This is a genomic window from Desulfovibrio gilichinskyi (genome assembly GCF_900177375.1).
GTDB lineage: Bacteria > Desulfobacterota > Desulfovibrionia > Desulfovibrionales > Desulfovibrionaceae > Maridesulfovibrio > Maridesulfovibrio gilichinskyi.
This window is the reverse complement of the sequence record NZ_FWZU01000005.1, coordinates 242,024-265,941: the sequence shown is the minus strand read 5'-3', so window position 1 is coordinate 265,941 and position 23,918 is coordinate 242,024. Positions and strand designations below refer to the sequence as shown.

The window sequence follows — 23,918 nt, the reverse complement described above, 5'->3', positions numbered from 1 at the left end:
GTAATTACTCTTAGAATATGTCGGATTATATTATTGAAAAAATAAAATTCAGCAGGCTAAAGCTTTATACTTTCCGCTTGTATTTTTTACAGTCCATTATATCGGGGATTTAATTTTGAATTAAACTATTTTTCTGCTTATAATTCCTTACTCCACCCCGAGTCAAGCAACCAATCGGCAGGCAGAGCACGCATAAAAAAGAACACCCTCATATAAATAAGGGTGTTCCGTATTAATTACTTGCAACCACGTGTTACAACAAAAGGAAATGTGAGTTATCTAGAATTCAACTTTAAAAGGCCAGGCCATTATGCCGCCTTCCATAACTTTAACATTAGTCCAACCATTTGCTTCAAGCACTCGCTGTGCTTCATAACCGCGCATAGATATTTTGCAAAATGTTATAATCTCCGCACTCTTGTCGCTTGGGAGCTTGTCCAGAGAATTCCGAAGCGTTCCTAAAGGAATCAAAGTTTCACCGACATTAAGGCGCATTTCTTTGAACTCAACAGGCGAACGTACATCCAGAATAAAAGGAGCAGTACCGCCATCAATCATCTCTTTAACCTCGGCATTGCAGATACCTGTCATCAGCCCTGCCATTTTGTTTTCCAAAATATGTGCAGTAGCTATGAAATGGTCGATCGCCAACGAAAAAGGAGGAGCATACGGAAGATCCGCTACGCCTATGTCATAAATAGTATTGCCATTCATAACCGCCATTGCGGCTTCGGCGACCTGACGATTAACTTCGCCGGTTCCTACGCACTGAAATCCGAGTATACGTCCGGTTTTCGCATCTGCAACCATCTTGGAAACAAGTAATTTTGCACCCATAAATCCGGGTTTATCAGGGCTTGCATTAGTGGCTGTCACTACCTCATACCCTTCTGCCTCAGCGCGTTTTTCCGACATTCCCGTGGAACCTGCACTGAAATTAAAGACCTTGCAGATACCGCTGTTAACAGTGCCGGGGAAAGTAGAACTGTCGCCAAGAACAATATTATCAGCGGCAACTCTGGCTTCAAGATTGGCAAGATCTCCGTAAGGTGCATAAGTTTTCTTGCCTGTGATACGGTTAGGAATCTCTACGCAGTCCCCTGCTGCATAGATATTAGAATCGGAAGTCCGCATGTGTTCATCCACAACGATACCCCCGAAACCACCTATCTCAAGCCCCGAGGCTCTAGCCAGATCAACATTAGGAACCACCCCTATAGAAACCACCGCCAGCTCACATGGAACAACTGAACCATCATTTAATTTTACGCCGGTAAGTTTTCCATTTTCGCCCATAAATTCAGCTACACCATTTTCAGTGTGAACAGTGACCCCTTTGGATGCCACATGTTTTTCCACCAGTTTAGCAAGCTCCCAATCCAAAAACATCAGCAACTGAGACAGCATTTCAACTACGTTCACATTCATGCCGGAATCGGCAAGAGCTTCGCAGACCTCAATGCCGATCAGTCCACCGCCGACAATAACTACATCTTTAACTTTGCCTGAATCACGAAGTTCACGAAGTTTGTCAGCATCACGCATCTCTGACAAAGCCTGCACGCCCTCCAGATTGATACCCTTAATAGGGGGATGACGGGGAGTTGCACCTGAGCAGATTACCAGCTTGTCATAAGGGACAGTGTCTTTTTCACCGGTAATGACATTCACACATGATACAACCTTTTTAATCCGGTCAATAGCGGTTACCTCCGTATTAACCCGCGCCTGCACGCCTTTAGCTCCGGCAAAAAAAGCTTCATTACGCACAACTCCGGTAGGAGTAGAAAGCAACTGGTCACGATTATCAAAATTTCCGCCGATATAATAAGGGTATCCACAAGATGCCATAGACATCTCCGGAGCTTTTTGCAGAAGAGTAACGTTTGCGGCCTGATCAAGTCGTTTTGCACGGGCTGCGGCTTTCGGTCCGGCAGCAGAGCCGCCGATGACAACTATATTCTGTGAACTCATGAAATATCTCCTCTCTACAGAGTGTTATATGTTCAGCGGGAGAATACCGCTTTTATCAAATTTAACAAAATATTATATTTTAATTATTCTTGTTACTTTGTTGCTTTTAATATCATGCCGCTTCAGCTGAAAAATCAAATATTTTTGCAGTAAATTTTACATACCAAGCGGCGGATTGCACCTGTACAATATATGCCAGAGCAATAACCAGAGCGGCATCTGATCCTTGCGGACCGAAGGCGTTGATCGCAATAGCTAAAGCAATTGAGAGATTCCGCATGACCGCCCCTTAGACAAGAGCAATTGCGTCGCCCCGCGGGAGAAAGCATTTACCTACCAAACGGTCATTTTTTTGGTGATTTTTTGTAAAAATTTCCACATAATGCATACTCCATTAGTGCAGGGTATTAATTCCGGCCGACCCGTTTAGAAAAGCCACTTTATGATGCCGTGTAGATACCCTTCTACGTGCTCACCAAAAAACTTACATTGATCTCGATCAATTTTATTAAATTTCAGGATAATAAGATGGAAAAAGAAGAGCTAAAAAAGATCATCACTGAATTCCCTATTTTTTCAAATCTGGATGATCCCAATCTTACGCGGTTAGCAGAAAATGCGGTTGTGAGCGACATTCCTAAAAAAGCAATTTATTTTAGTGAAGCTAAGTTTTTAAAAGGCATGCATGTTCTGCTTTCAGGCAAAGTAAAACTATTTAAATTAGCGGAAGACGGAAAAGAACAGACCATTTTCGTTTTCGGTCCGGGAGAGCCTTTTTGCCTCTGTTCAACTTTTTCTGACGGGAAAATGCCCGCAAATCTAAGCGCACTCGAAGACAGCAAAGTGCTTTTTATCAGTCCATCCAAATTTCAGACTTTAATTCAGGAAGACCCGTCTATTCTGCTTAATATGATGAGCGTCATGGCGAAGCGCCTTAAAGATGCAATGGTCATGATTGATTCACTTTCACTCAAGCAGATTCCGTCCCGTTTAGCAGCGTATTTTCTGAGTCAAAGTGAAGAGGGCTGGTTGAAGTTAGGAATTTCTTACAGGGAACTTTCAAAAATCATAGGTGTCACGCCGGAAGCCCTTTCGAGAGCAATGAAAAAGATGAGTAAAGAAAAACTCATTGAAGTTGACGGGACGAGCGTGAGGTTGATTAATAAAGAACGGCTGGAAACTTGCCGTGATGGGAATTTATTGTGTTAGACAGGTAAAAATAGGCCGCTCCGTTAATCTCAGAGTTAAGACTAACGGAAACGGCTTTAGTTCTTTGAATACATACTATTTAGAGCGCCGCCCGCAACATCTCGATTATATCATCTCTATTCATTGCCGGACGTCCTGAAAGATTACCATTTTCATCTTTAGCAACCAACAGTGTATCGTCAGCATAGCGGGATAACAGTTCGTCACCGATGCCTATTTCAGATAAACTTGTCGGACAATCTATAGACCTCAAAAAGTCTTCGAAACGATCGATTCCTTTCATTGCACAATCCATATCATCAGGTGCTTTAGGAACAATCCCGAAAATCCGCTGAGCAAACTGAACAAATCTTTCCGGGCGAGACTTAGCAGCAAAACGCATCCATGATGGATTGATAGCCGACAAACCCGCTCCATGAGCCACATCATGATGGGCAGAAAGAGTATGTTCAATCATATGAACAGGCATTCTATAATCCGTTCCAACCTGCAACCACCCATTGAGTGCAACCAGTGCGGCCCATTGAACTTGAGTGCGTGCTTCTAAATTCTTACCATCAGCAATTGCTTTAGGTCCCCACTCCATAGCGGTTAAAATGACTCCTTCAGCAAAACGATCCTGAATCGGAGTGCCGCCTATTCCGTTAAAATAGGTTTCGGTAACATGGGTGATAAGATCACACACTCCGTAAGCGGTCTGATTCTTCGGCACGCTCAATGTCAATTCCGGATCAACAATCGCAACACGAGGATAGAAACACTTATCGGCTACAAAAGACTTCACGGAAGTTTCTTCATTAGTGATAACTGCGCCGCAATTTGTCTCTGAACCTGTTGCCGCCAAAGTAGGAACAGTGATGACAGGTAACGCTTTTGCCGGAGTATATACTTGGTCCTGGCCGTGACGAATCATATTCCATGGATCGCCATCATAGAGGACTGCCGCAGCCATAACTTTAGCTGCGTCCATAGTGCTGCCGCCACCCAAGGCTACGATCACATCACATCCCTCCTCTCGAGCTATATTTGCGCCGCGTACCACTGTAGAAATTCTCGGATTCGGCTCTACGCCTGAACACTGTGCAAACAAAACACCCGCATCCTTCAGACTCTCTACTGCGCGGTCGAAAGTACCACTACGCTTGACGCTGCCTCCTCCGGTAACTATCAATGCTTTTTTGCCATGTTCAGCTACAACTTCCCCAAGTTTGGAGAGTGATCCTGCGCCGAAAATTAAACGTGTCGGGTTATGAAATTCAAAATTCATGAGTTACCTCCTAAATGAATACTGTTTTATTTTAACTTGCTGTTGCTAAGTATCTTTACTGCCGATAACTACTGAAAAGATAGACTGATCCTGTCAGATTTTTGCCTGATCGTCCGAAAAATACTACAAACAACTTGTTTACAAATACACAATTCCGATAAAGGCCCAATTGCAAAGAGAATCAGAATGAATAGCAATACACAATTTACACCCTCAGATGATTTAGGAGAAGTACGTGAAGCTCTGGCAGATAAAATTGCCCGATGGACCGAAAACGATTTTCGTCTGACAACAAAAATTCCCGGGTTGCTGCTTCGCAAATATGACAAACTCTCAGAACCGACGAGTTACATGCATGATCCGAGTATCTGCTTAGTCGCCCAAGGAGCCAAGCGAGTGTTCCTAAGTGATGAAGAATATGTATACGACTCCAATCACTTTCTTATTACATCCGTAGGTCTGCCAATATTAGCTCAAGTAATTGAAGCCGATAAACAAAAGCCATACCTAGGGCTGGTGCTGAAACTTGATCTAAGAGAGATTGCGCAACTCATGGTGGACAGCAACTTTAAGAGCCCCTGCCCTAAGCAATCAAAACGTGGAATAGCTGTCGGCAAACTCACGGCCCCGTTGTTGAATTTATTTAAAAGATTGCTAGATTTACTTGATGAGCCGGAAAATATTCCGGTTATCGCCCCGCTTATTCAGCGTGAAATTCTTTATCGTTTACTTATTAGTGAACAAGGACCACGCCTGCAGCAACTGGCCATGACAGGCAGCCATAGCCAAGCAATCACGCAAGCTATCGACTGGTTAAAAGAGAATTATACAAAACAGCTTAGGATTAATGACCTTGCAGCGCGTGTAGGGATGAGCACATCTACATTTCATCATCATTTCAGGTCACTAACGGCAATGAGCCCACTCCAGTTTCAAAAGTGGATAAGGTTGCATGAAGCAAGAAGATTGATGTTAACGGAACGTCAGGACGTAACAAGTGCAGCATTTCAGGTCGGCTACGAAAGCCCTTCCCAGTTTACCAGAGAATACAGCCGGCAATTTGGTGCGCCACCTTTAAGAGACATTAAGAGACTGCAAGAGATTTAATCTTTCAGCTCATCTTAAGTCAAAAAGACAGAATGCTGTAACAGCATTAAACAAAGTCTAAAGCGACGCGCGCAACAACTCTAAGATATCATCTCTGTTCATTGTCGGCCGTCCGGGAAGGTTGCCATACCTGTCTTTGGCAAGAAACAGAATATCATCGGCGTAGCGGGAAAACAGTTCATCACCGATGCCTATTTCAGACAAGCTTGTCGGGCAACCGATAGACTTCATAAATTCTTCGAAGCGGTCAATACCTTCCATTGCACAATCCATATCGTCTGGAGATTTTGGAATCAGCCCGAAAATACGCTGCGCAAACTGCACGAATCTTTCAGGACGAGTTTTAGCGGCAAACCGCATCCATGACTGATTAACAGCCGAAAGACCTGCCGCGTGCGTTACGTCATGATGAGCAGACAGCGTATGCTCGATCTTATGCACCGGACGGCTGCTGTCGGTTCCTACCTGTAGCCATCCGTTAAGCGCGACCAAAGCTGCCCACTGAATTTGCGCTCTGGCTTCGATGTCGGTTCCGTCAGCAAGAGCTTTCGGCCCCCATTCCATGGCGGTGAGTATCACTCCCTCGGCAAAGCGATCCTGAATCGGCGTACCGCCTATCCCGTTAAAATAAGTCTCTGTAACATGAATGATGGTATCACATACGCCATAAGCGGTCTGATCCTTAGGGACACTGACAGTCAGCTCCGGATCGACCACAGCAACACGAGGATAGAGACAGTTATTTGAAATGGAAGATTTAATGAGAGTTTCCTCATTGGAAATGACTGCGGTACTGTTCGCCTCCGAACCTGTCGCGGCTAAAGTCGGGACAGCTATTATCGGCAAGGCTTTAAGCGGGACGTAGAGTTTTTCATCTCCGTGGCGGATCATATCCCACGGATCACCGTCATAAAAAACAGCCGCGGCAATAACCTTAGCGGCATCTATAGTACTGCCTCCGCCCAAAGCGATAATTACGTCACATCCCTCTGTGCGAACTGTTTCTGCGCCGCGCACAACAGAAGAAATGCGAGGATTAGGTTCTACACCTGCACACTGTGCAAAGGGAATTCCTGCTCCCTTTAAACTTACAACTGCGCGGTCAAAAATACCGCTGCGTTTAATACTGCCCCCGCCTGTTACTATCAATGCTTTTTGACCATATTCACTAACAACTTCGCCCAGTCTGGAAAGCGATCCTGCGCCAAAAATAAGTCGTGTCGGATTCTGAAATTCAAAATTCATGAATTACCTCCGCAATGAATACGGTTTAGTTAAAATGACCAGATAGTTTTCAGCAACGGACACAATGTAGAAGGCTGAAGGCAAAAATTATTTTGCGATGGCCGCAAAAGTCCCTTTAAGCGGAGTTGCAAGATCATGCGGAGAAAGCTCAATGTCCATTCCCCTGCGTCCGGCACTGACAAAAATTGTTTCGTGGTTTTCGGCGGAGGAATCAATGAAGGTCGGCAGCAACTTTTTCTGACCAAGCGGGCTGACGCCGCCGACTACATAACCGGTGGTCCGTTCAACAAGTTTTACATCCGCCATAGCGATCTTTTTAACTCCGGCAGCCTTAGCCAGCAATTTTAGATCAAGATGCTTTAAGACAGGCACTATTGCTACGAAAAGTTGCTTTTCGTTCGCTACTACAAGCGTTTTAAAAACACGTTCAGGCTCAACACCCAATTTCTCAGCAGCTTCTTTGCCATAGGCTTCTGCGGCTGGATCGTGTTCATACTCGTGAACAGTATACTTAATTTTAAATTTTTTAGCTGTATTAATTGCTGGAGTCATAAAATATTTCTACAAAATGGCTGGTCGATTGGCAAGACCCTTTAAAGCAACTTCCTATTCAAGCAGCTTATCCATAAACTCGTCGTAAACTTCAGCTTCTACATAGACACGCTCAGCGCAGTTGCTGACCTGGCCGGAGAATATTATTCTGGAATCAACAACTGCTTTAACGGCCATATCCATGGCGCAGTCTGCGCAAATGATACCCGGCGCCTTTCCGCCCAGTTCAAGTAAAGTTTTAGTAATATTTTCAGCAGAAGCAGAAATGATACGCGGCCCTGTATCCACACTGCCTGTCAGAGTAACCAGACCTACCTGAGGGCTTCTGACCAAAGCATCACCCAAAGAGCTACCGCCGCCGGATACAAAGTTAAGCATACCTTTTGGCAGCCTTATGCTGGAAATCAGCTTGGCAAATTCAAAAGTGGTGTTCGGAGTTTCACTGCACGGTTTTAAAACAATGGTACAACCTGTCAGCAAGGAAGGAGCTACATTGCGGGCCATGACAAAGAAAGGGAAGTTCCAAGGGCAGACACCGACAACAACACCGATAGGCTGACGATAGAGAAGTATATTTTCTTTTGGATTATCACTCTGAATAACCTCGCCCTCGTATTTACGTGCCCATCCGGCGTAATAGTCAAAATATTCGGCTGTCGCATCAATTTACACTTGGGCGAGAGGTAAAATTTTAGCTTGCTCTTCGGCTAAAGTTCGTGCCACCTTTTCACGGTTAGCCCTGATAATTTCGGCCATTTTTTAAGATAACCGGTGCGTTCAATGCAGGATTTAGCCGCCCAGCTTTTCTGAGCTGAACTTGCTGCTTCCAAAGCGAGCGCAGCGTCACGGGCTCCTCCTTTAGGAGCCATAGCGATAACTTTTTCGGTAAACTGTTGAGCTTAATAATAATTTATTTTTCAACACAGAAATCAAGTCCCAAAGTTTTATACCGCTTTAAACTCAGCTATTTCAATATATTTATTAATTTATTGTAATTTTCCCTATATATGGACAATTGCTATTGCTAAGTAGAAATTCGCCTGAATTATTTTTACAACATGGATTAATGACGAGAGAAATTTAAACATTATACGAGGCAAACGGCACAATAAAAAAGCATCTATTTCAACTAAATAAAATTGAGCTTTATTTTCTGAGCTGCTCGCACAGTTATGAGAAGTTGAAGTTTGAATTACTAAAATTCATCAGCAAAATAATTTCCATATTTCAGACCAACCGATCGCTAGTTACAATTTTCAACAATTATTTACAAAACAGCTGGTTAAATAGTTACGAACAGAAACACATACCTGTGGAAAACCAGTTAATATCTCCATCCCACACTTACTCTCCCAAGGGCTGACAAGCTTCAGTCATGAAAAACTCTAGAAAGGTCTTGACCAAAAATGATGGTTTGGTAAACTGTCCTACGTTGATTTTGCACTTCAGGAATTTAGTTTTTCTAAATTTTGAAAAGGGAACCCGGTCAGATTCCGGGGCGGTTCTGCCGCTGTATTTTTTGTTCATTATGAATAAAAAAAGCCAGCTCCCCTGCCTGAAGCATGTCTGCATTATGCAGATATTTTCCATCTACCGAATGAGTCTGTCTTTTAAGACCTTAAAAATCATTCGGCCCCAAAAAATTCTGCAGAAATAGCCTTCTGGGCCGCCTGCACCACAAGCTAATACCTTTTTCTCACTGTGAGGACCTTGCATGTCCGCAACTTTCCGTTTGCGATATCGCTAGTGTTTTGCTCTGTGAGTAAAGGAATACGTGGAAAATCCCTTCAAAGGACCTTGAAAAAGAATGACCAAACAACCAGTTATCACTCGTGAATCCGCCAAAATGGCCTTAGAAGAGCACAGACGCTTTCAAGAAACAGTCAGCTCTAAAAAATATCAGATCCGTGACAGCAAGGGACACCTTCAGGAACACTCATTTGGTGATGTTAAAAACAGGCTTTGCCGCGAATTTTTAAAGCACTCCAGCTTTGAAAATCAGGAAAACGAACAGGTGTGCGAAATGCTTCAAGCAGGACGCTTCATACCTGCCGGATCTATTCTATCCGGCCTCGGCAACGACTACGCTAAATGTTCCCTCAGCAACTGTTATTTAGCAAAAATCGAATCAGACTCCTTAGAAGGTATCTTCGAAGCTCAGAAAAAACTCGCACGGACTTATTCTTACCGCGGCGGCAGCGGGATAGATATTACCATATTGCGCCCTTCCGGCGACCCTGTGAATAACGCAGCTGTCACATCTTCCGGAGCTGTCAGCTTCATGCCTCTTTTCAGTGAACTGACAAACACCATAGGCCAAAACGGCAGACGCGGCGCACTCATGATATCAATGGATATCAGGCATCCTGACACCCGCCGTTTTATCTGGAGCAAAAGTAAACCTGAAGAAATTTTCGGTGTGGACTCCCTTACAGGAAAAACTCAGGATGTATTCGGGGCCAATATAAGCCTCAAAATTACTGACGAATTCATGCAGGCTGTGGAAGACGACAAGGACTGGACGTTTGTTTTTCCTGAAATGAATAAAGTGACAGGCAAGATATGTGATGCAGCGACTTTGCAATTGCTGCCTGAGGTCTATAATGCCCTTGATCCTCAAGTGGGAGATCGCCTTGAAGCTGAAATCATCTACAAAGTGACAGCCCTTGATCCGGAAAAGTATCAGATAAAAGTCAAACCTGATCTACCCGTGAATGAGAAACAGGCGGACCTTCCTGAAGGCACACTTTTATTTTCTCCTTCCAGACGGCGCAACGAGAAGTCAGACATCTTCGACCCCGTCAATTCAGTTTATAACCTTCTCTGGGACGGAGACTACAGCCGCTGGCAGGAATTCGGCCTTCCTTTCAAGCCATATACAACAGTCAAAGCACGGGGATTGCTTGAAGAAATCAGCAGTTCCGCATGGCAGTCCGGCGACCCGGGAATCCTTTATCAGGATACGACTCAGCGCAATACCCCCGGTACATTCATCGACCCTTTGCGCCTTAAACCAATGTCCACCAACCCCTGCGGTGAACAAGGACTCGGCTACTGGAACAACTGCCTCTTAGGAGCCATGGTTCTGTTCAAATATGTAGTTAATCCCTTCACGAAGGAAGCTCAGTTCGACGAAGACCTGTTCCGCGATGACTTAACGCGCACCGTTGCCTTTATGGATACCATGTCTGATCTGAACCAGAGCAAGCATCCTCTTCAGCAGCATAGGGATGCAGACAAGTACGGTAAACGGATCGGCATAGAATTCACCGGACTTGGCGACATGCTTGCGATGCTCGGCATGCGCTACGGCAGCGAAGAGTCAATAGACTTCATCAAAAAGATCCTTCGGGATAAAGCCATAACCGAAATATCTGTCAGCGCGGATATAGCCGGACGCTTCGGGGTTGTGGAAGCTTTAAAAGCTCCTGAGGCCAGAAAACGGTTTCTGGAATGCCCGTACATCACAAACCTCGGACTGCCCAAAAAGTTACAGAAAAAGATTATGGATAACGGTCTGCGCCATACGGCTTTCAACACCGTCGGGCCTTCAGGTTCCATTTCCATCATGTCTGACAACTGCACATCCGGAATCGAACCTGCGTTTCTTTTCAGCTACACCCGCGAAACCCGCCTTGAAGCTGGAAAAGTTTTTGAGTTCATCCATATGCCTCCGCTGAAATGGATGCTTGAAACTAATCAGGAAGAGCTGTTCGGCAAGTATACGGCTCTGCAACTTAAAGAGAAATTGAATTACGTTCAATCTGATGAACTTGACTATATGGACCGCATCCGTTTGCAGGCCGCTGTTCAGGAATTCACAGACAGTTCCATTTCTTCGACCATTAATCTTTCCGAAGATACACCACGGGAAACCATCTTCCAGATTTACATTGAAGCATGGAGACACGGCCTCAAAGGAGTGACTGTCTTCCGCAACGGTTGTAAAAAAGGTGTACTGAGCAAGAAAGAAGATACGCAGGACGCTGATCCCACAATGCTCGGACAATTCCCGAGCTTACGTGAAAGAGAGCTGAATGATATCGAACGGGCAGAGCGCCATAGGGTTACATGGAAAGGGTCCAAGATGTATATCATTGTATCCGTAGATGAATCCGGCAACCCTATTGAAATATTCGTCAAGCTGCCAAAAGAAGCAGGCTTAACCGGATCAGGTATCTATAACGAGCAGGTTTTTCAGGAGAAATATTCTCTATGGGAAACAATCACCCGTTTAACCAGTCTTCTGCTTCGCGTGGGCATGCCTATCGACCGCATTATTACGCAGCTGGACCGTTCCAGCTACAATATAATCGATGCGGCTGCCATTATCTCCCGCATCCTGCGCAACTACATATCACTTGATATGGATGATCAAACCATAGTTTCCAAAGAACTTGGAAGCCCATGCCCTGAATGCGGCAAAAAAGCTTACGTACCTGAGGGCGGATGTAAAATATGTAAAGCCTGCGGTTACACGACCTGCGGCTAATCACATACGCTAGTTTATAAGGTTTTTATATTCTTACAAAAAATCCGGAAGGTGAATTTATCACCTTCCGGATTTTCTATTTTTTAACACAAAACATTATCCCACCGGAAAAATCTATACGGCGAATTCACCTACACCCACGACGAAATATATGCACGCAACGTCCCATTCCAATAATTCATATTACAGTTCACTATTCCATCATCAGCTTTTCTATTTCATATACCCATCAAGAGCTTTGCATAACTGATCGGCGCAAGAGGTACTCTTGTTACCGCAGGTGATGCCTTTGAGCTTACCGACAATTTCTTGAACAGGCATATCAGTAATCAACGCAGATATAGCCTTGAGATTTCCCGGACAGCCACCGGTAAAATCTACGTAAACAAGCTTACCGTCTTCCACTGCAAAGTTGATCATTGTTGAACATACACCCTGCGGAATAAATGTCTCAACATCAGCTGAATATGTGTTTTCAGATTTAAGAATTATAATTTTTGAACCGCGATTAATATTTTCTATATTTTCCATTTTTAACCAGTCTTATTTTTTTATTAGCAGTCTTTACGCCAAAACGGACACCGGACTTATGATTCAAAATAATCGCAGTGACGTCAAGAGAGGTTAAGTTAGAATTTGAGTTCTAATTTATTATCTTTGATCATTGCCAGAAAAGTTTACTCAAATATATTGCAAATATTTTGGAAATTACACTCAGTCTTTACCTGTATCTCTAAAAAAAGGCACAGAATGAACCCTAATTATTATCCAAAGAGTTGACAAGTCCCAAAACAGCTGGCAGTTATGGATCAGGACAGTAAACACAATGCGACAATGTCGCACAGGAGAAAAAGGCATGGGTGAAGGCAGACAAATACAATCAGTAGTTAGAGCGTTGAGCATATTGGAGTTATACAATAGCTCAACCAAAGAACTGAGCGTAACTGAAATCGCCAACCTGCTTGATCTCAGTAAAAGTACAGCTTTCAGCTTAATCAGTACCTTGGCTCAAAAAGGCTATCTGGAACAAAATCCCAGAGACTCCCGCTATTCCCTAGGACTCAAGTTGCTTCGACTCGGTGGACAAGTGCGGAGACACAGTATTCTGGTCCGTAGAGCCACTCCATTTCTGGAAAAACTTGTTCAAGAGTTTTCGGAAACAGTTCATCTGACTGTTGAACGCAACGGTATGGTGGTCTATATTGAAAAAATACGGGGGAAAAATGCGATCTTTATGCAATCGGAAGTCGGAGCAGAAAACCCCATGTACTGTACAGCTGTAGGCAAATGTTTACTTGCTTTCATGCCCGAAACCAGACGGGAACGATTGCTCAAACAGATGGTGCCGCTTGAACGGCGGGGACCAAACTGTATTACGAGTGTGGATGAACTGCAGCAAGAACTTGAAACAATCCGTAAGCGTGGATTCAGTATCGACGATGAGGAACACGTTGCAGGGTTGATGTGTATTGCAGCTCCTATCTTTGCGCAAAACGGAGAAGTTGTTGCTTCAGTCAGCCTTTCAGGAGCTAAAGCAGGTATTTCATCAAAAATGGTCGCTCAGGTGTCTGAAACGATCACCACCGTTGCTAAACAAATCAGCGCAGCCATTTAATTTTTTTTCACACACTATGTGAACAGCGTGCTATATTGTCGCACAAATAATAGTTAGAATATTAAAACCCCGCTTTGCGGTAAAAATGTGTTCATAAATGCAGCTAGATATTCCAAACTGCGGTTCAAAACGTTTTAAACAGTGATAATGACTACAAGCAACCTCACTTAATTAATATATTTAGTGAGTAATAACGATATTATGTAATATTATTTAATATTGGGCAGGATAATGTGGACAATGTGCGACAATATCGCACATTAAAAATCAATTGTGGGGGGAGTGGACCACTTATGAGGATCAAAAGAGCAGTGCGCAATGTTCTGAACTCATAACTGCCGGAACCGGTAGCAGCATAGTGGCCCCGGCGTGAAGGAGGTTAATAATTACAAGTATTATTTTTCCCTGTGCGGTATTTGACTGAAAGTGGGTTCTACGCACAACATGTGCTTTTTCTAGGAGAATAGTTAAAACAGAAATGTCGGTACAGGCCTTGCCTTTGCTTCCGACTCAAATTTAAAAAGAGGGAAACAATGACTCCAATATTTTTTCTAGTAGTTCTAGCAGTTGCTATTATTTTCTTAATGCTGCTGATCATGAAAGTAAAAATGCATCCAGTTCTTGCGCTTTTCTTTACCAGCCTTGGACTTGGACTGGCTCTGAATAACGGAATTATAGGATCGGTCAATCTGATCAATGCAGGGTTCGGCGGAACTTTAAAAGGCATTGGCGTTACCATCATCCTGGGTTCCATTTTGGCAATGGGTATTCAGGATACCGGCGCAGCCACGGCAATTTCCAACTTTTTCATCAGGTTGTTCCGTGGGCGCGCTTTGGAACTTGCCCCCGCACTTACAGCTTTCATCGTCTCCATTCCAGTATTTGGCGACATAACCATGGTGCTGACCGCTCCAATCGCCTCCATCTTGTCAGTACGTAAAAAAATATCAATGTCCTCCATGTCCGCTTTCATCAGTATGGGACTTGGACTTACTCACGGTCTGGTTCCGCCAACCCCCGGTATCCTCGCAATCGCCCTTATGTATGGCGCTGACCTTGGTTTGACCATTTTCTGGGGAACAACTATTTCCGCAATAGCATTCTTCGGCACATGGCTGATACTGCGCGGCTGGGCAGCTAAAGAATGGATTGCCCCTAGAGAAGACTTTGTTGAAGGTTTCGAGCCTGCCAAATCTGATAAGATTGAAGATATTGTCATCCATGAACCAGGACTGCCAAACGCCTTTTTCTCCATGCTTCCAATACTGATTCCAGTAGTACTGATTACTTTTGCATCTTTTGCAAAGGTATATATGAAAGACAGCGGAACATCTCTTACCTTCTTCACTTCCGTTGGAGACAGAGTTATCGCATTATTGCTGGGCGTCGTATTCACCATAATCCTTGGGTTCATCAAGTCTGAAAAAGTTAAAGCTCATCATTTCCGCACCACCGGCAACAATGATAAGTCTCTGAAAGAACTAATATTTGGAACATGGGTAGGCAGAGGACTCATGGTTGCTCTTCTTCCATTGCTCATTACCGCTATGGGTGGAGCCATGGGTGGCATACTTAAAGCTGCTCCGGTCATCAAAGAACTTGGTGTCATCGTAGCAGGAACAAGCCTGCTTCCGATTCTTATTCCCTTCTTCACAGCCTCGATAATAATGACCGCTGTGGGCTCCATGACAACCGCAGGTTTGACCGCTGCCGCTATAGTTCTTCCCATGATGGACTCACTTGGACTGTCCCCGGTTGCTGCGACTCTGTCCATCGGCTGCGGAACCATGATATTCAGTCACTTGAACGACAGTGGTTTCTGGATAATGACCCAGTTCTTCAACCTGAACACAAAACAAGGCCTGAAATACCTTACTCTCCCACGCGCTATCGGTGGTGTAATAGGTATCATCTCTTTAGCAACCTTTGTCTCGATGGGCTTGATATAGCTGAGCTGACCACGTTCAATATAAATAATTTCGTCTGGGTCCCTACACAAAAGACGATTTAATATTTACCATAATTTTGGAACAAAAGTTCCATACTAAAAAAGGAGTTATCAATGTCTTTATATTCTTTAGAGGGAATTATTCCACCAGTACCGACTATTTTCAATGACAACGGCGAATTCGACAGCAAAGGAATGGGCGTTTTTATCGACAGACTGGTTGAAAGCGATGTAGACGGCCTGCTCTTCCTTGGAAGTGCCGGTGAGTTTTCACAGCTCACGAATGCTGTTCGCAAGCAGGTTGCAGAATTCTGCGTAGCAAAAGTTGCCGGACGTAAACCCGTTATCATCGGTACCGGAGCATGCGGCACTGCGGAAGTTATCGAACTGAGCGAACATGCGGCTTCAATCGGAGCTGATGCAGTGATTGTCGTAAATCCATACTACTCACTCATGAATGAAGACCGACTGTATAAGCACTACCGCACAATCGCAGAATCCGTTTCTCTACCTGTAGTGATGTACAATTTCCCCGCTCTGACAGGACAAGATTTGTCCCCTGCACTGGTTAAACGCATTGCCTTAGACTGCCCGAACATCATCGGCATCAAGGATACGGTAGATTGCATCAGCCACATCCGTGACCTTATTTTCCAAGTCAAAAGCGCACGTAAAGATTTTAAAATCATCTGCGGATTCGATGAATACCTGTTTACTACCTTAATGCTCGGTGGTGACGGTGCTATTCCTGGAACATCAAACTTTGCACCTGAAATAACCTGCGGCATATACAAGGCTTTCAAAAATAATGACATGGAGAGCTTAAAAACACTGATTCCGCGCCTCAGCATTCTTTCGCAGCTTTACACGCTGGACGTACCATTCTCCTGGCTACTCAAAGAAGCTGTCCGGTTCACTGGATCAGATATTCCGACAGGCGTTGCAGCTCCTGCTACTGAGCCAGAAGAAGATATTAAAAAACGCTTCACAGAAATCCTCGCAGAGGCTGGCCTCTAATTATCTTAAAAAAATGGACGCTCTTCGGATGTAATCCGATAGTCCATGATGTTATTTGATCATTCCCATCCGTTTATAACGAATGACAGTAAAGAAAGCCCCCTCTTTAGGGGGGGGGCAAAGGATAGAAAGCTATGCAAAAACAAAAATGCGAACGCGTGCGAGACCTATGGTCGCAGATTGATGCCCTTATGATGGGTATGAACTGGACAAGAGAAGATGTTAACAAGCCCCAGATTATTATTGATGATGTTCAAGGAGACAGCCACCCCGGAAGTTATCATTTAGATGTCCTGAGCGAAGAAGCCTCTATCGGAGTATATGAAGCCGGCGGACGCCCTGCTAAGTTCCACGTCACGGATATATGCGACGGCTGGGCACAGGGTCATGAAGGCATGAACTTCATCCTCTGCTCCCGCGGTATCATTGCGGATATGGTCGAAATTCATGCTTCCGTCATCCCTTGGGACGGCATGCTATTGCTGTCAGGATGCGATAAATCCACTCCAGCCCACCTTATGGCCGCAGCCAGAATGGATATACCTACCATTCATATTCCCGGCGGAGCCATGCGCTCAGGACCGAATAACTCCACTTCCGGCCTTGCCGGACCGCTCTCAGCACGCAAGAAAAAAGGGCATGTTGACCTCGCGGAAATGAAAAATTATCAGCTCACAGGCTGCCCGTCCTGTGGTGCATGCCAATTCATGGGAACTGCAAGCACAATGCAGTGCATGTCCGAAGCTCTGGGCATGGCCTTACCGGGAACAGCACTCATGCCGGCAACCATGTCTGAAATTAGACGCATGGCCCGTGCGGCAGGTAAGCAAATCATGTATCTGGCCGAAAAAGGCATTACTGCACGCAAGATCCTCACAAAAGCAAACTTCATCAACGCCATGAAAGTTCACGCAGCCATCGGCGGCAGCACCAATGCTTTCATCCATATGCCGGCAATTGCCCATGAAGTCGGCATAGATATAGATCCTAAAGAATTTGATGCCATTGGCCAGGAAATCAAATATCTAACCAACATACAGCCTAGCGGAAAGTATACAGCTGAACTTTTCTGGTTTGCAGGAGGCGTTCCCATGGTGCAGCATTTGCTGCGGGATCAGCTTGACCTTGACGTTATGACTGTTACCGGCCGTACTCTCGGTGATTCTCTGGAAATCCTAGAAAAAGACGGTTTCTTTGACCGCTGCCACGGTTATCTGAAAAGTTACAGCATCCCGCTGAACGATGTTATCCGTACTCCTGAACAATCCAAGAAAAGTGGTTCCATAGCTGTTTTGGAAGGCAATATAGCCCCTGAAGGCGCAGTTGTGAAATATGCGGCAGTACTGCCTGACATGCACCAGCATGTCGGCCCGGCTATGGTCTTCGACAGTGAAGAAGAGGCTCAAACCAGCATCATTGCCGGCAATATCAAGCCCGGTTCCGTAGTAGTCATCCGCTACGAAGGTCCTAAGGGAAGCGGTATGCCTGAAATGTTCATGACAACTGACGCAATCGTCTATGATGAGACTCTTAACGGCACGGTTGCAATAGTGACAGACGGCCGTTTCTCAGGAGCCACAAGCGGTCCCTGCATCGGTCACGTCTCCCCTGAAGCTGTGGATGGTGGACCGATCGCACTGATCGAAAATAACGATCTAATTGAAATTAACATCCCGAATAGAGCTCTCCAGATCGTCGGAGTGAACGGAGAAAAAAAATCTCCTCAGGAAATTACCGACATCCTTGCTCAGCGCAGAAAAAACTGGACTCTGCCGGAACGTCCGCAGAAACGCGGTGTCCTTAAGCGTTATTCCGACAGCGCAGTTTCCGCTATGAAAGGGGCCTACATGGCTTAACCTGAGCAGTTTGTATCTCCTTTGACATGACGAATAAAGGCTTAGAAGATTTAACTTCTAAGCCTTTTTTTGTTGGTAGAGATAAAAATAAAATCTATCCAGCAATAAAAACTGTCTTCATTTGAGTTACCGACTTTATTACTGAGGAAAGTTTATATACGTTCTCATTATTATAGAATTTATAAACCTTTCTAAAACCTCACGTGTAATTCTGGCAGGTTCGCATGTCTGCATATATTGGTCTTTGCTGAATACAACTTTAGCCTTCGGCATATCGGAAAGATAATCCACAAACCCTTTTGGTGGCGGAGCATAACGAATTGGTCGCGGAGCATAACTAACGGTTTCATTCTCTGCGACCATCTCCGAAAAATCTGTAGCGTTATTCAGCCTCATTTTTAATGAAACAGCTGAAGGTGTCAGCAAGTACGCTTCACCCGTAATTTCTTGCTCTTTAATTGATTCTACTCCTTTTTCAACTCCTAGAAATACCGATTGACTTAGGCTGATGTCTGTAGAGTAAATCCCGCTTGAAACGGCGCTAGCTAGAACTTTAGATTGTTGATATTCTCTTTTAATAATTACATCCTCTTGCTTATAACCATCTTTATAAAAAGTTAGAATGTGGTCAAAATTTCTAGTCAAATTGAGCTTGCAAGGGGTCGTGCAGGTAAAATTCCCATCAACATATACAGTTGAATTCATAGGTACAGTTGAAATAGGAATCTCCTGTTTCAATATAACCAGATCGTTTCCGCAAGCAGCGAGAATAAATAAAAGCGAAAAACAACCGGTGATCTTAACAGTTCTCATATCTTATTTCCCATTAATTATGCTTAAAACTAATTATTAACCGACTTCTACCTGTTCTTTGATGTTTTGGCTTACATTGATAAAATCACATATTGTCATGCTAAGAGCACTATAGATTAAAAATCCTGTATTAATTTGAAATCAAAGATAAGATTCAGCATATATCGATGCTCGTAAATGAAATAGCTTATATATGTTGCTCTTGTTGCAATGGAAGACCGTTTTTTAAATCCTTTTCTTCCGGTTCACCACCAAGAGCCTGATACAAGTTAATATAGTTGACTAAACGGTTATATATATTTTCAGCCAATGCTTCTTCGGCCTTACGCCTTGTATCTTGCGAGTCAAGCCAGTCCTTCAACGTTCCGAATCCGGACTTGTAACGGACCTCATATATCTGTTCTACTGCAAGGGCGGCTTCAAAATTATCTTTTAAATATTTTCCCTTTTCGGTCAGATTTTTTTGATTGGAAAGAGCATTCTCAACCTCTTTCATCGACTCGTACAGAGTTTGTCTGAAATTAACTACGGCTTCATCATATTCTGCCTGCGATTCATCAAGGTTTAACTGTAACCTGTTCCAGTTGAGAAATGGAAAGGCAATGCTTGAAGCAACCGCCGCAAAGGGATTATCAAGAAAATTTGAAAGTTCTGTGCTTGAAGTTCCTAAGCTGCCTGTAAGCGAAAGCGTCGGGTAAAAGTTAGCGTGGGCAACATCTGTATTTGCCAAAAGTTTACGCAACCGCATTTCCGCAGCGCGTAAGTCCGGTCGGCGTCCTAACAGCTCCACGGGCAAACCGACTGGAATGGTTGGAAGTTTTGTGCTTATAAGTTTATTCGGATCAGCCATAACTTTACCTGGAGGCATATCAAAGAGTACAGCCAAAGCGTTAAGATCTTCCTGCTTATCCTGCACAAGACTTTGGTGCTCAGCCAGTAAATTAGCCAAATCTTGTTTTGCTTCGCTAACTTCCAGCTCCGAACTGGCACCAAACTTCTTCTGCGCTATCATCAGCCCCAATGTTTCTTTGGATGAATCGATATTACTTTTACTAAGATCAAGGAGCACGTTATGGTAAGCTATCTTCCAATACAGCTTCATAGTGGTTCCTACCAAAGTCAAAGCGGTACTTAATCTATCTTCATTTGTAGCCTCAGCTTCCCATTTAGATGAATCATGGGTTCGGGATAGTTTACCCCAGAGATCTGCTTCGTAGCTGATATCAAAATTAGTCGAATATGAGTTGTCCCAATCGCCTTTATTAAAATTATTCTGATTATTGCCGGCGACACCGCCTGAAAGTTGCGGCCATAAACTATTATAGTCGAGTCCGGCTTTTATCTGTGCCTGTCTCACTCGAAAAGATGCAGCCGCGAGGTTATTGTTGCGTTTTAAAGCAAGCGTCACCAAGCTCGAAAGCTTAGGGTCTCCGAAACTGTCGGGCCATTTTTCGACATTGGACGTAACTTTGTCAGTACTGTTTCCTGTGGCATTCCACCCTGTTGGGATAACTACTTCTGGTGGAGTGAAGTCTGTTCGTAACAGAGGTCCGCAACCACTAAGTAGGAAAGAGATACTTACTATATAAATGATAAAACGAGTCATTATGTTCCTTCTTTGCTATTCACGTACAAGAGCATCCACTGGATTAAGACTTGCGGCGCTACGAGCCGGAAGATACCCAAAGACAACTCCGATAATTGTTGAGCAAACAAAAGCTAAAATCATTGATGTAGAGGAATAAACCATTGTGTAGCTACTTCCGCTGTATGAAAAAATTACCCCGACTATCAGAGACAGGACAATTCCGAAAATTCCACCCAGTAAACAGACCAACACGGCTTCGATAAGGAACTGAATCATAATATCACTGCATCTGGCCCCTACAGCCATTCGGACTCCTATTTCTCCTGTTCGTTCCGTTACCGAAACAAGCATGATATTCATGACTCCTATCCCGCCGACTACCAATGAAATAATTGCAATAGCGGAGATAAGCAGCGTCATGGTCTGTGTCGTACTTTCAATGGTCTTGCGAATAGTATCAGTGTTCATTATAAAAAAATCTTTGAGATTATGCCTTCGGACAAGCATCTTTTGAATGCCTTTTTCAGCAGCCTGCATAGGCATTCCATCCTTAACGCGTACAGTAATGTTCGCCAGATATGCCTGGCCGATGATACGGTGCATGGCCGTTGTGTACGGAACCCAAATGTTGAGGGAGTCACTATTCCCAAAGAAAGATTGTTTTTTCTTGGTTACACCTATTATCCGGCAGGGCACGCTGCCAAGAATGATGACCTTGCCGAGAACATCTTTATCCGTTCCAAACAGTCTCTTCCGCGTGTTCTGATCAATGACGGCCACCTGTTTGATACTCGTGACCATATCTTTATTAAAGGCACTACCCTCTGCTATTTCATAGCCGTAAACTCTGAAATATTGGTCACCAACACCACTTACAGATGCAGAGACATCTATATTTCGGTAACGCAATTCCAATGTAGTTGAAAGTTTTGGAGTTACACTGTCGACATAAGGTTGTTGAGACAATGCCGAGGCATCGGCAGGGATCAATGTATGAACATTGCCGGCCCTTCGGTCGCCAAAATCAGCACCAGGGAAAATATCGATAACGTTAGTGCCTATTGAGCTAATATTTTTAAGGACACTCTGCTCTGACCCCTTTCCCAAAGCCACGACAGATACAACTGATGCAATCCCTATAATAATCCCGAGCATGGTCAAAAATGTACGTAGTTTATGGGCCATCATAGAGGATAAAGCCATCCGCAGTAATTCCATCGACTGATCCAGCCATGCTACCTTTGCTCTTTTGACAGAAAGAGTTTTACTCTTTTTAAAAACAAGGCCGGAGTCGGTTGTATTCAAACGATCGGAAACGACTTCCCCATCACGGATTTCAATAATTCTTCGGGCATAGGCGGCCACTTCCATATCGTGCGTGACAACTATAAGAGTATGCCCTTCAGAATTTAATTCCGTCAGCAGTTTCATGGTTTCTTTACTACTGGTACTATCAAGAGCTCCTGTTGGTTCGTCAGCCAGAATTACCTGCCCGCCATTCATCAGAGCCCGAGAGATACTTACCCGCTGCTGCTGCCCCCCGGAAAGTTGACCGGGACGATAATGAACACGTTCTTCAAGTCCTAATCTGGCAAGGAGTTGAGCGGCCCGTTCATGCCGTGCTGCTTGAGCCATTCCAGCATAAATAGCGGGTATTTCGACATTTTCCAAAGCTGTAAGCGAAGACAACAGATGATAGCGTTGAAAAATAAAACCAAAATGTTCTCGTCGAAGTTTTGCGAGTTCGTTGGCGTCGAGTTCGCCAACATCCCGACCGGAGATGCAATATGTGCCACTTGTCGGCTGATCAAGACAGCCAATAATATTCATAAGCGTGGACTTACCGGAGCCTGAAGCTCCTACAATCGCAACCATCTCTCCGGCTTCGATGCTTATATTCACGTCTTTAAGCACCATCATGGTCTGATCCCCGGCGGGATATTCTTTTCTGAGATTTTTTATTTGAAGTAATGGCATAATTATAGTCCCATAGGCTGGCGAGGCCGATTTGATTCTTCCTTGATAACAGAATCAGCATCAGCTTCTCCAAGTATCACGCTATCACCTTCTTTCAAGCCATCTATGATTTGAATATTGACTGAATCACTCAGACCTGTATGCACCTTCAGAGTTTCTGGTTTGCCGTCAGCACTGAGAATTTGTACAGAAGACCGCCCTTGTTCATCTTTAGCACCCAAAGCCCCCTCTGGAATGATGCATACATTCGTAGCCTCATTAAGAATGATAGTCGCTTCAACAGTCATGGAAATGCGCAATTTGTGATCTGGATTAGGCACATCGAACAGAGCATTGTAATAAATAGCTTCATCCTCTGAGCTGGTTGTGTCGTTACTGTCCTCATCTTCGATGGAATCTGGCGCGGGCTCGATACTTCTAAGTGTCGCTTTATATTTGTGGTCCGGTTCACCGAGAATAGTAAAATAAACTTTTTGTCCGGGATAGACTTTGACCACATCAGCTTCCGACACTTCAGCCTTAACGGTCATTGTATCAAGCTGGGCAAGTTTAACTATCGTCGGGGTTGCCTGAGCTGCGTTAACAGTCTGGCCTTCCTTGGTCACAATAGCCACGACAATGCCATCCATTGGCGCAGTAATGGAGGTATATCCAAGAGTTACCCGCGCTGTATCCACATCAATAGAAGCTGCCACGATTTGTGCATCAAGAGCTGCAATCTCTGCCTTGGTCTCTGCCAGAGTAGCCAAAGCACTTTCATAATCTTGTATAGAGGTTGCTTTTGCGCCGAGCATACCCTTTTGACGTTTATATTCTGATTCGGCCAGATTGAGTTCTGCTTTCTTAGCAGTCAGCTGAGCTTTGACATTTTCCAGATCCGCTTCGGCTATATGCAAATTATTTTCCTGAGATTGCGAATCTATCTCCGCTATCAGGTCTCCTTTTTTCACTTCATCGCCAAGGGAAACGTTAAGAGACTTAACCTGTCCTGAGGCCTGAGCTCCAACGCTGACCTGTTTGAAAGCTTCAAGGGTTCCTGTTGCCAATACAGTTTCTTGAATGTCGCTTTTGACTACCTTGGTCGTCAGATACTGCACAGACTGATTCGCAGGGAAAAGTATAAATTTCATCCCTATTCCAATAACGCAGATGCTGGCAATAATGCCTATTTTAAAAAACTTATTCATTGTATATCCTGTAGTTGTTATTATTCATAAGAAACACCGTCCCCGTGAGAGGGAGGGGGTAATGGTACACT

Annotated in this window: 19 protein-coding genes and 1 riboswitch; of the genes, 7 read left to right on the top strand and 12 right to left on the bottom strand. The window is 44.2% G+C overall.

Translation table 11 applies throughout. The annotated features are described in order from the left end of the window. Positions 1-279 precede the first annotated feature (279 nt). Together B9N78_RS15090 and B9N78_RS15085 are read right to left on the bottom strand one after the other, a co-directional pair. On the bottom strand, positions 280-1,974 hold the full coding sequence (locus tag B9N78_RS15090; RefSeq protein WP_085103771.1) for an FAD-dependent oxidoreductase: 1,695 nt from the start codon (positions 1,972-1,974) through the stop codon (positions 280-282). Between the two features lie 112 nt (positions 1,975-2,086). Continuing rightward, positions 2,087-2,254, bottom strand: coding sequence for a hypothetical protein (locus B9N78_RS15085; RefSeq protein WP_245805570.1), 168 nt, complete (start codon positions 2,252-2,254; stop codon positions 2,087-2,089). A 248-nt stretch (positions 2,255-2,502) separates the two neighbouring features. Between B9N78_RS15085 and B9N78_RS15080 the strand changes: the two genes are divergently transcribed. Beyond that, positions 2,503-3,183, top strand: a complete 681-nt coding sequence (locus B9N78_RS15080) for a Crp/Fnr family transcriptional regulator (protein ID WP_085103769.1) — start codon at positions 2,503-2,505, stop codon at positions 3,181-3,183. A 79-nt stretch (positions 3,184-3,262) separates the two neighbouring features. On the opposite strand, the gene B9N78_RS15075 is transcribed toward B9N78_RS15080, so the two are convergent. Beyond that, on the bottom strand, positions 3,263-4,450 hold the full coding sequence (locus tag B9N78_RS15075) for an iron-containing alcohol dehydrogenase (RefSeq protein ID WP_085103767.1): 1,188 nt from the start codon (positions 4,448-4,450) through the stop codon (positions 3,263-3,265). Between the two features lie 186 nt (positions 4,451-4,636). Between B9N78_RS15075 and B9N78_RS15070 the strand changes: the two genes are divergently transcribed. After that, the gene (locus B9N78_RS15070) at positions 4,637-5,557 is read left to right on the top strand and encodes an AraC family transcriptional regulator (protein ID WP_085103766.1); all 921 of its coding nucleotides are present in this window, start codon (positions 4,637-4,639) and stop codon (positions 5,555-5,557) included. A gap of 57 nt (positions 5,558-5,614) precedes the next feature. On the opposite strand, the gene B9N78_RS15065 is transcribed toward B9N78_RS15070, so the two are convergent. The 4 genes from B9N78_RS15065 to B9N78_RS18470 form a co-directional block, all read right to left on the bottom strand. Then, positions 5,615-6,802 (bottom strand): iron-containing alcohol dehydrogenase, encoded by a 1,188-nt coding sequence (locus B9N78_RS15065; protein ID WP_085103764.1) that lies wholly within the window; start codon positions 6,800-6,802, stop codon positions 5,615-5,617. A gap of 87 nt (positions 6,803-6,889) precedes the next feature. Continuing rightward, on the bottom strand, positions 6,890-7,354 hold the full coding sequence (ybaK, locus tag B9N78_RS15060; protein ID WP_085103762.1) for a Cys-tRNA(Pro) deacylase: 465 nt from the start codon (positions 7,352-7,354) through the stop codon (positions 6,890-6,892). 54 nt (positions 7,355-7,408) lie between these two features. Continuing rightward, positions 7,409-8,020, bottom strand: coding sequence for an aldehyde dehydrogenase family protein (locus B9N78_RS15055; RefSeq protein WP_342743620.1), 612 nt, complete (start codon positions 8,018-8,020; stop codon positions 7,409-7,411). Between the two features lie 41 nt (positions 8,021-8,061). Next, positions 8,062-8,223 (bottom strand): hypothetical protein, encoded by a 162-nt coding sequence (locus B9N78_RS18470; RefSeq protein WP_281248192.1) that lies wholly within the window; start codon positions 8,221-8,223, stop codon positions 8,062-8,064. 561 nt (positions 8,224-8,784) lie between these two features. Next, a riboswitch (cobalamin riboswitch) is annotated at positions 8,785-8,927 on the top strand. A 234-nt stretch (positions 8,928-9,161) separates the two neighbouring features. On the opposite strand from B9N78_RS18470, the gene B9N78_RS15050 reads away from it, so the two are divergent. After that, on the top strand, positions 9,162-11,846 hold the full coding sequence (locus B9N78_RS15050; protein WP_085103761.1) for a TSCPD domain-containing protein: 2,685 nt from the start codon (positions 9,162-9,164) through the stop codon (positions 11,844-11,846). A 213-nt stretch (positions 11,847-12,059) separates the two neighbouring features. On the opposite strand, the gene B9N78_RS15045 is transcribed toward B9N78_RS15050, so the two are convergent. Then, positions 12,060-12,377, bottom strand: a complete 318-nt coding sequence (locus B9N78_RS15045) for a TIGR03905 family TSCPD domain-containing protein (RefSeq protein ID WP_085103759.1) — start codon at positions 12,375-12,377, stop codon at positions 12,060-12,062. A 325-nt stretch (positions 12,378-12,702) separates the two neighbouring features. On the opposite strand from B9N78_RS15045, the gene B9N78_RS15040 reads away from it, so the two are divergent. The 4 genes from B9N78_RS15040 (at position 12,703) to ilvD (ending at position 18,282) form a co-directional block, all read left to right on the top strand. Then, the gene (locus tag B9N78_RS15040; RefSeq protein WP_170921447.1) at positions 12,703-13,461 is read left to right on the top strand and encodes an IclR family transcriptional regulator; all 759 of its coding nucleotides are present in this window, start codon (positions 12,703-12,705) and stop codon (positions 13,459-13,461) included. A 533-nt stretch (positions 13,462-13,994) separates the two neighbouring features. Next, complete coding sequence (locus B9N78_RS15035; protein WP_085103755.1) at positions 13,995-15,410, top strand: GntP family permease; 1,416 nt, start codon at positions 13,995-13,997, stop codon at positions 15,408-15,410. Between the two features lie 113 nt (positions 15,411-15,523). Continuing rightward, entirely contained in the window at positions 15,524-16,426 is a 903-nt protein-coding gene (locus tag B9N78_RS15030; RefSeq protein WP_085103754.1) for a dihydrodipicolinate synthase family protein, read from the top strand. A 134-nt stretch (positions 16,427-16,560) separates the two neighbouring features. Then, a complete protein-coding gene (ilvD, locus tag B9N78_RS15025; protein WP_085103752.1) occupies positions 16,561-18,282 on the top strand; it encodes a dihydroxy-acid dehydratase in 1,722 nt (573 codons plus the stop codon). A gap of 138 nt (positions 18,283-18,420) precedes the next feature. Here the strand turns inward: ilvD and B9N78_RS15020 are convergent, their stop codons facing one another. From B9N78_RS15020 to B9N78_RS15005, 4 genes are all read right to left on the bottom strand, one after another. Further along, entirely contained in the window at positions 18,421-19,095 is a 675-nt protein-coding gene (locus B9N78_RS15020) for a PEGA domain-containing protein (protein ID WP_085103750.1), read from the bottom strand. A 187-nt stretch (positions 19,096-19,282) separates the two neighbouring features. Beyond that, entirely contained in the window at positions 19,283-20,701 is a 1,419-nt protein-coding gene (locus B9N78_RS15015) for an efflux transporter outer membrane subunit (protein WP_085103749.1), read from the bottom strand. A gap of 15 nt (positions 20,702-20,716) precedes the next feature. After that, entirely contained in the window at positions 20,717-22,660 is a 1,944-nt protein-coding gene (locus B9N78_RS15010) for a MacB family efflux pump subunit (protein WP_085103747.1), read from the bottom strand. Between the two features lie 2 nt (positions 22,661-22,662). Further along, on the bottom strand, positions 22,663-23,847 hold the full coding sequence (locus B9N78_RS15005) for an efflux RND transporter periplasmic adaptor subunit (RefSeq protein WP_085103745.1): 1,185 nt from the start codon (positions 23,845-23,847) through the stop codon (positions 22,663-22,665). Between the last annotated feature and the right edge of the window lie 71 nt (positions 23,848-23,918).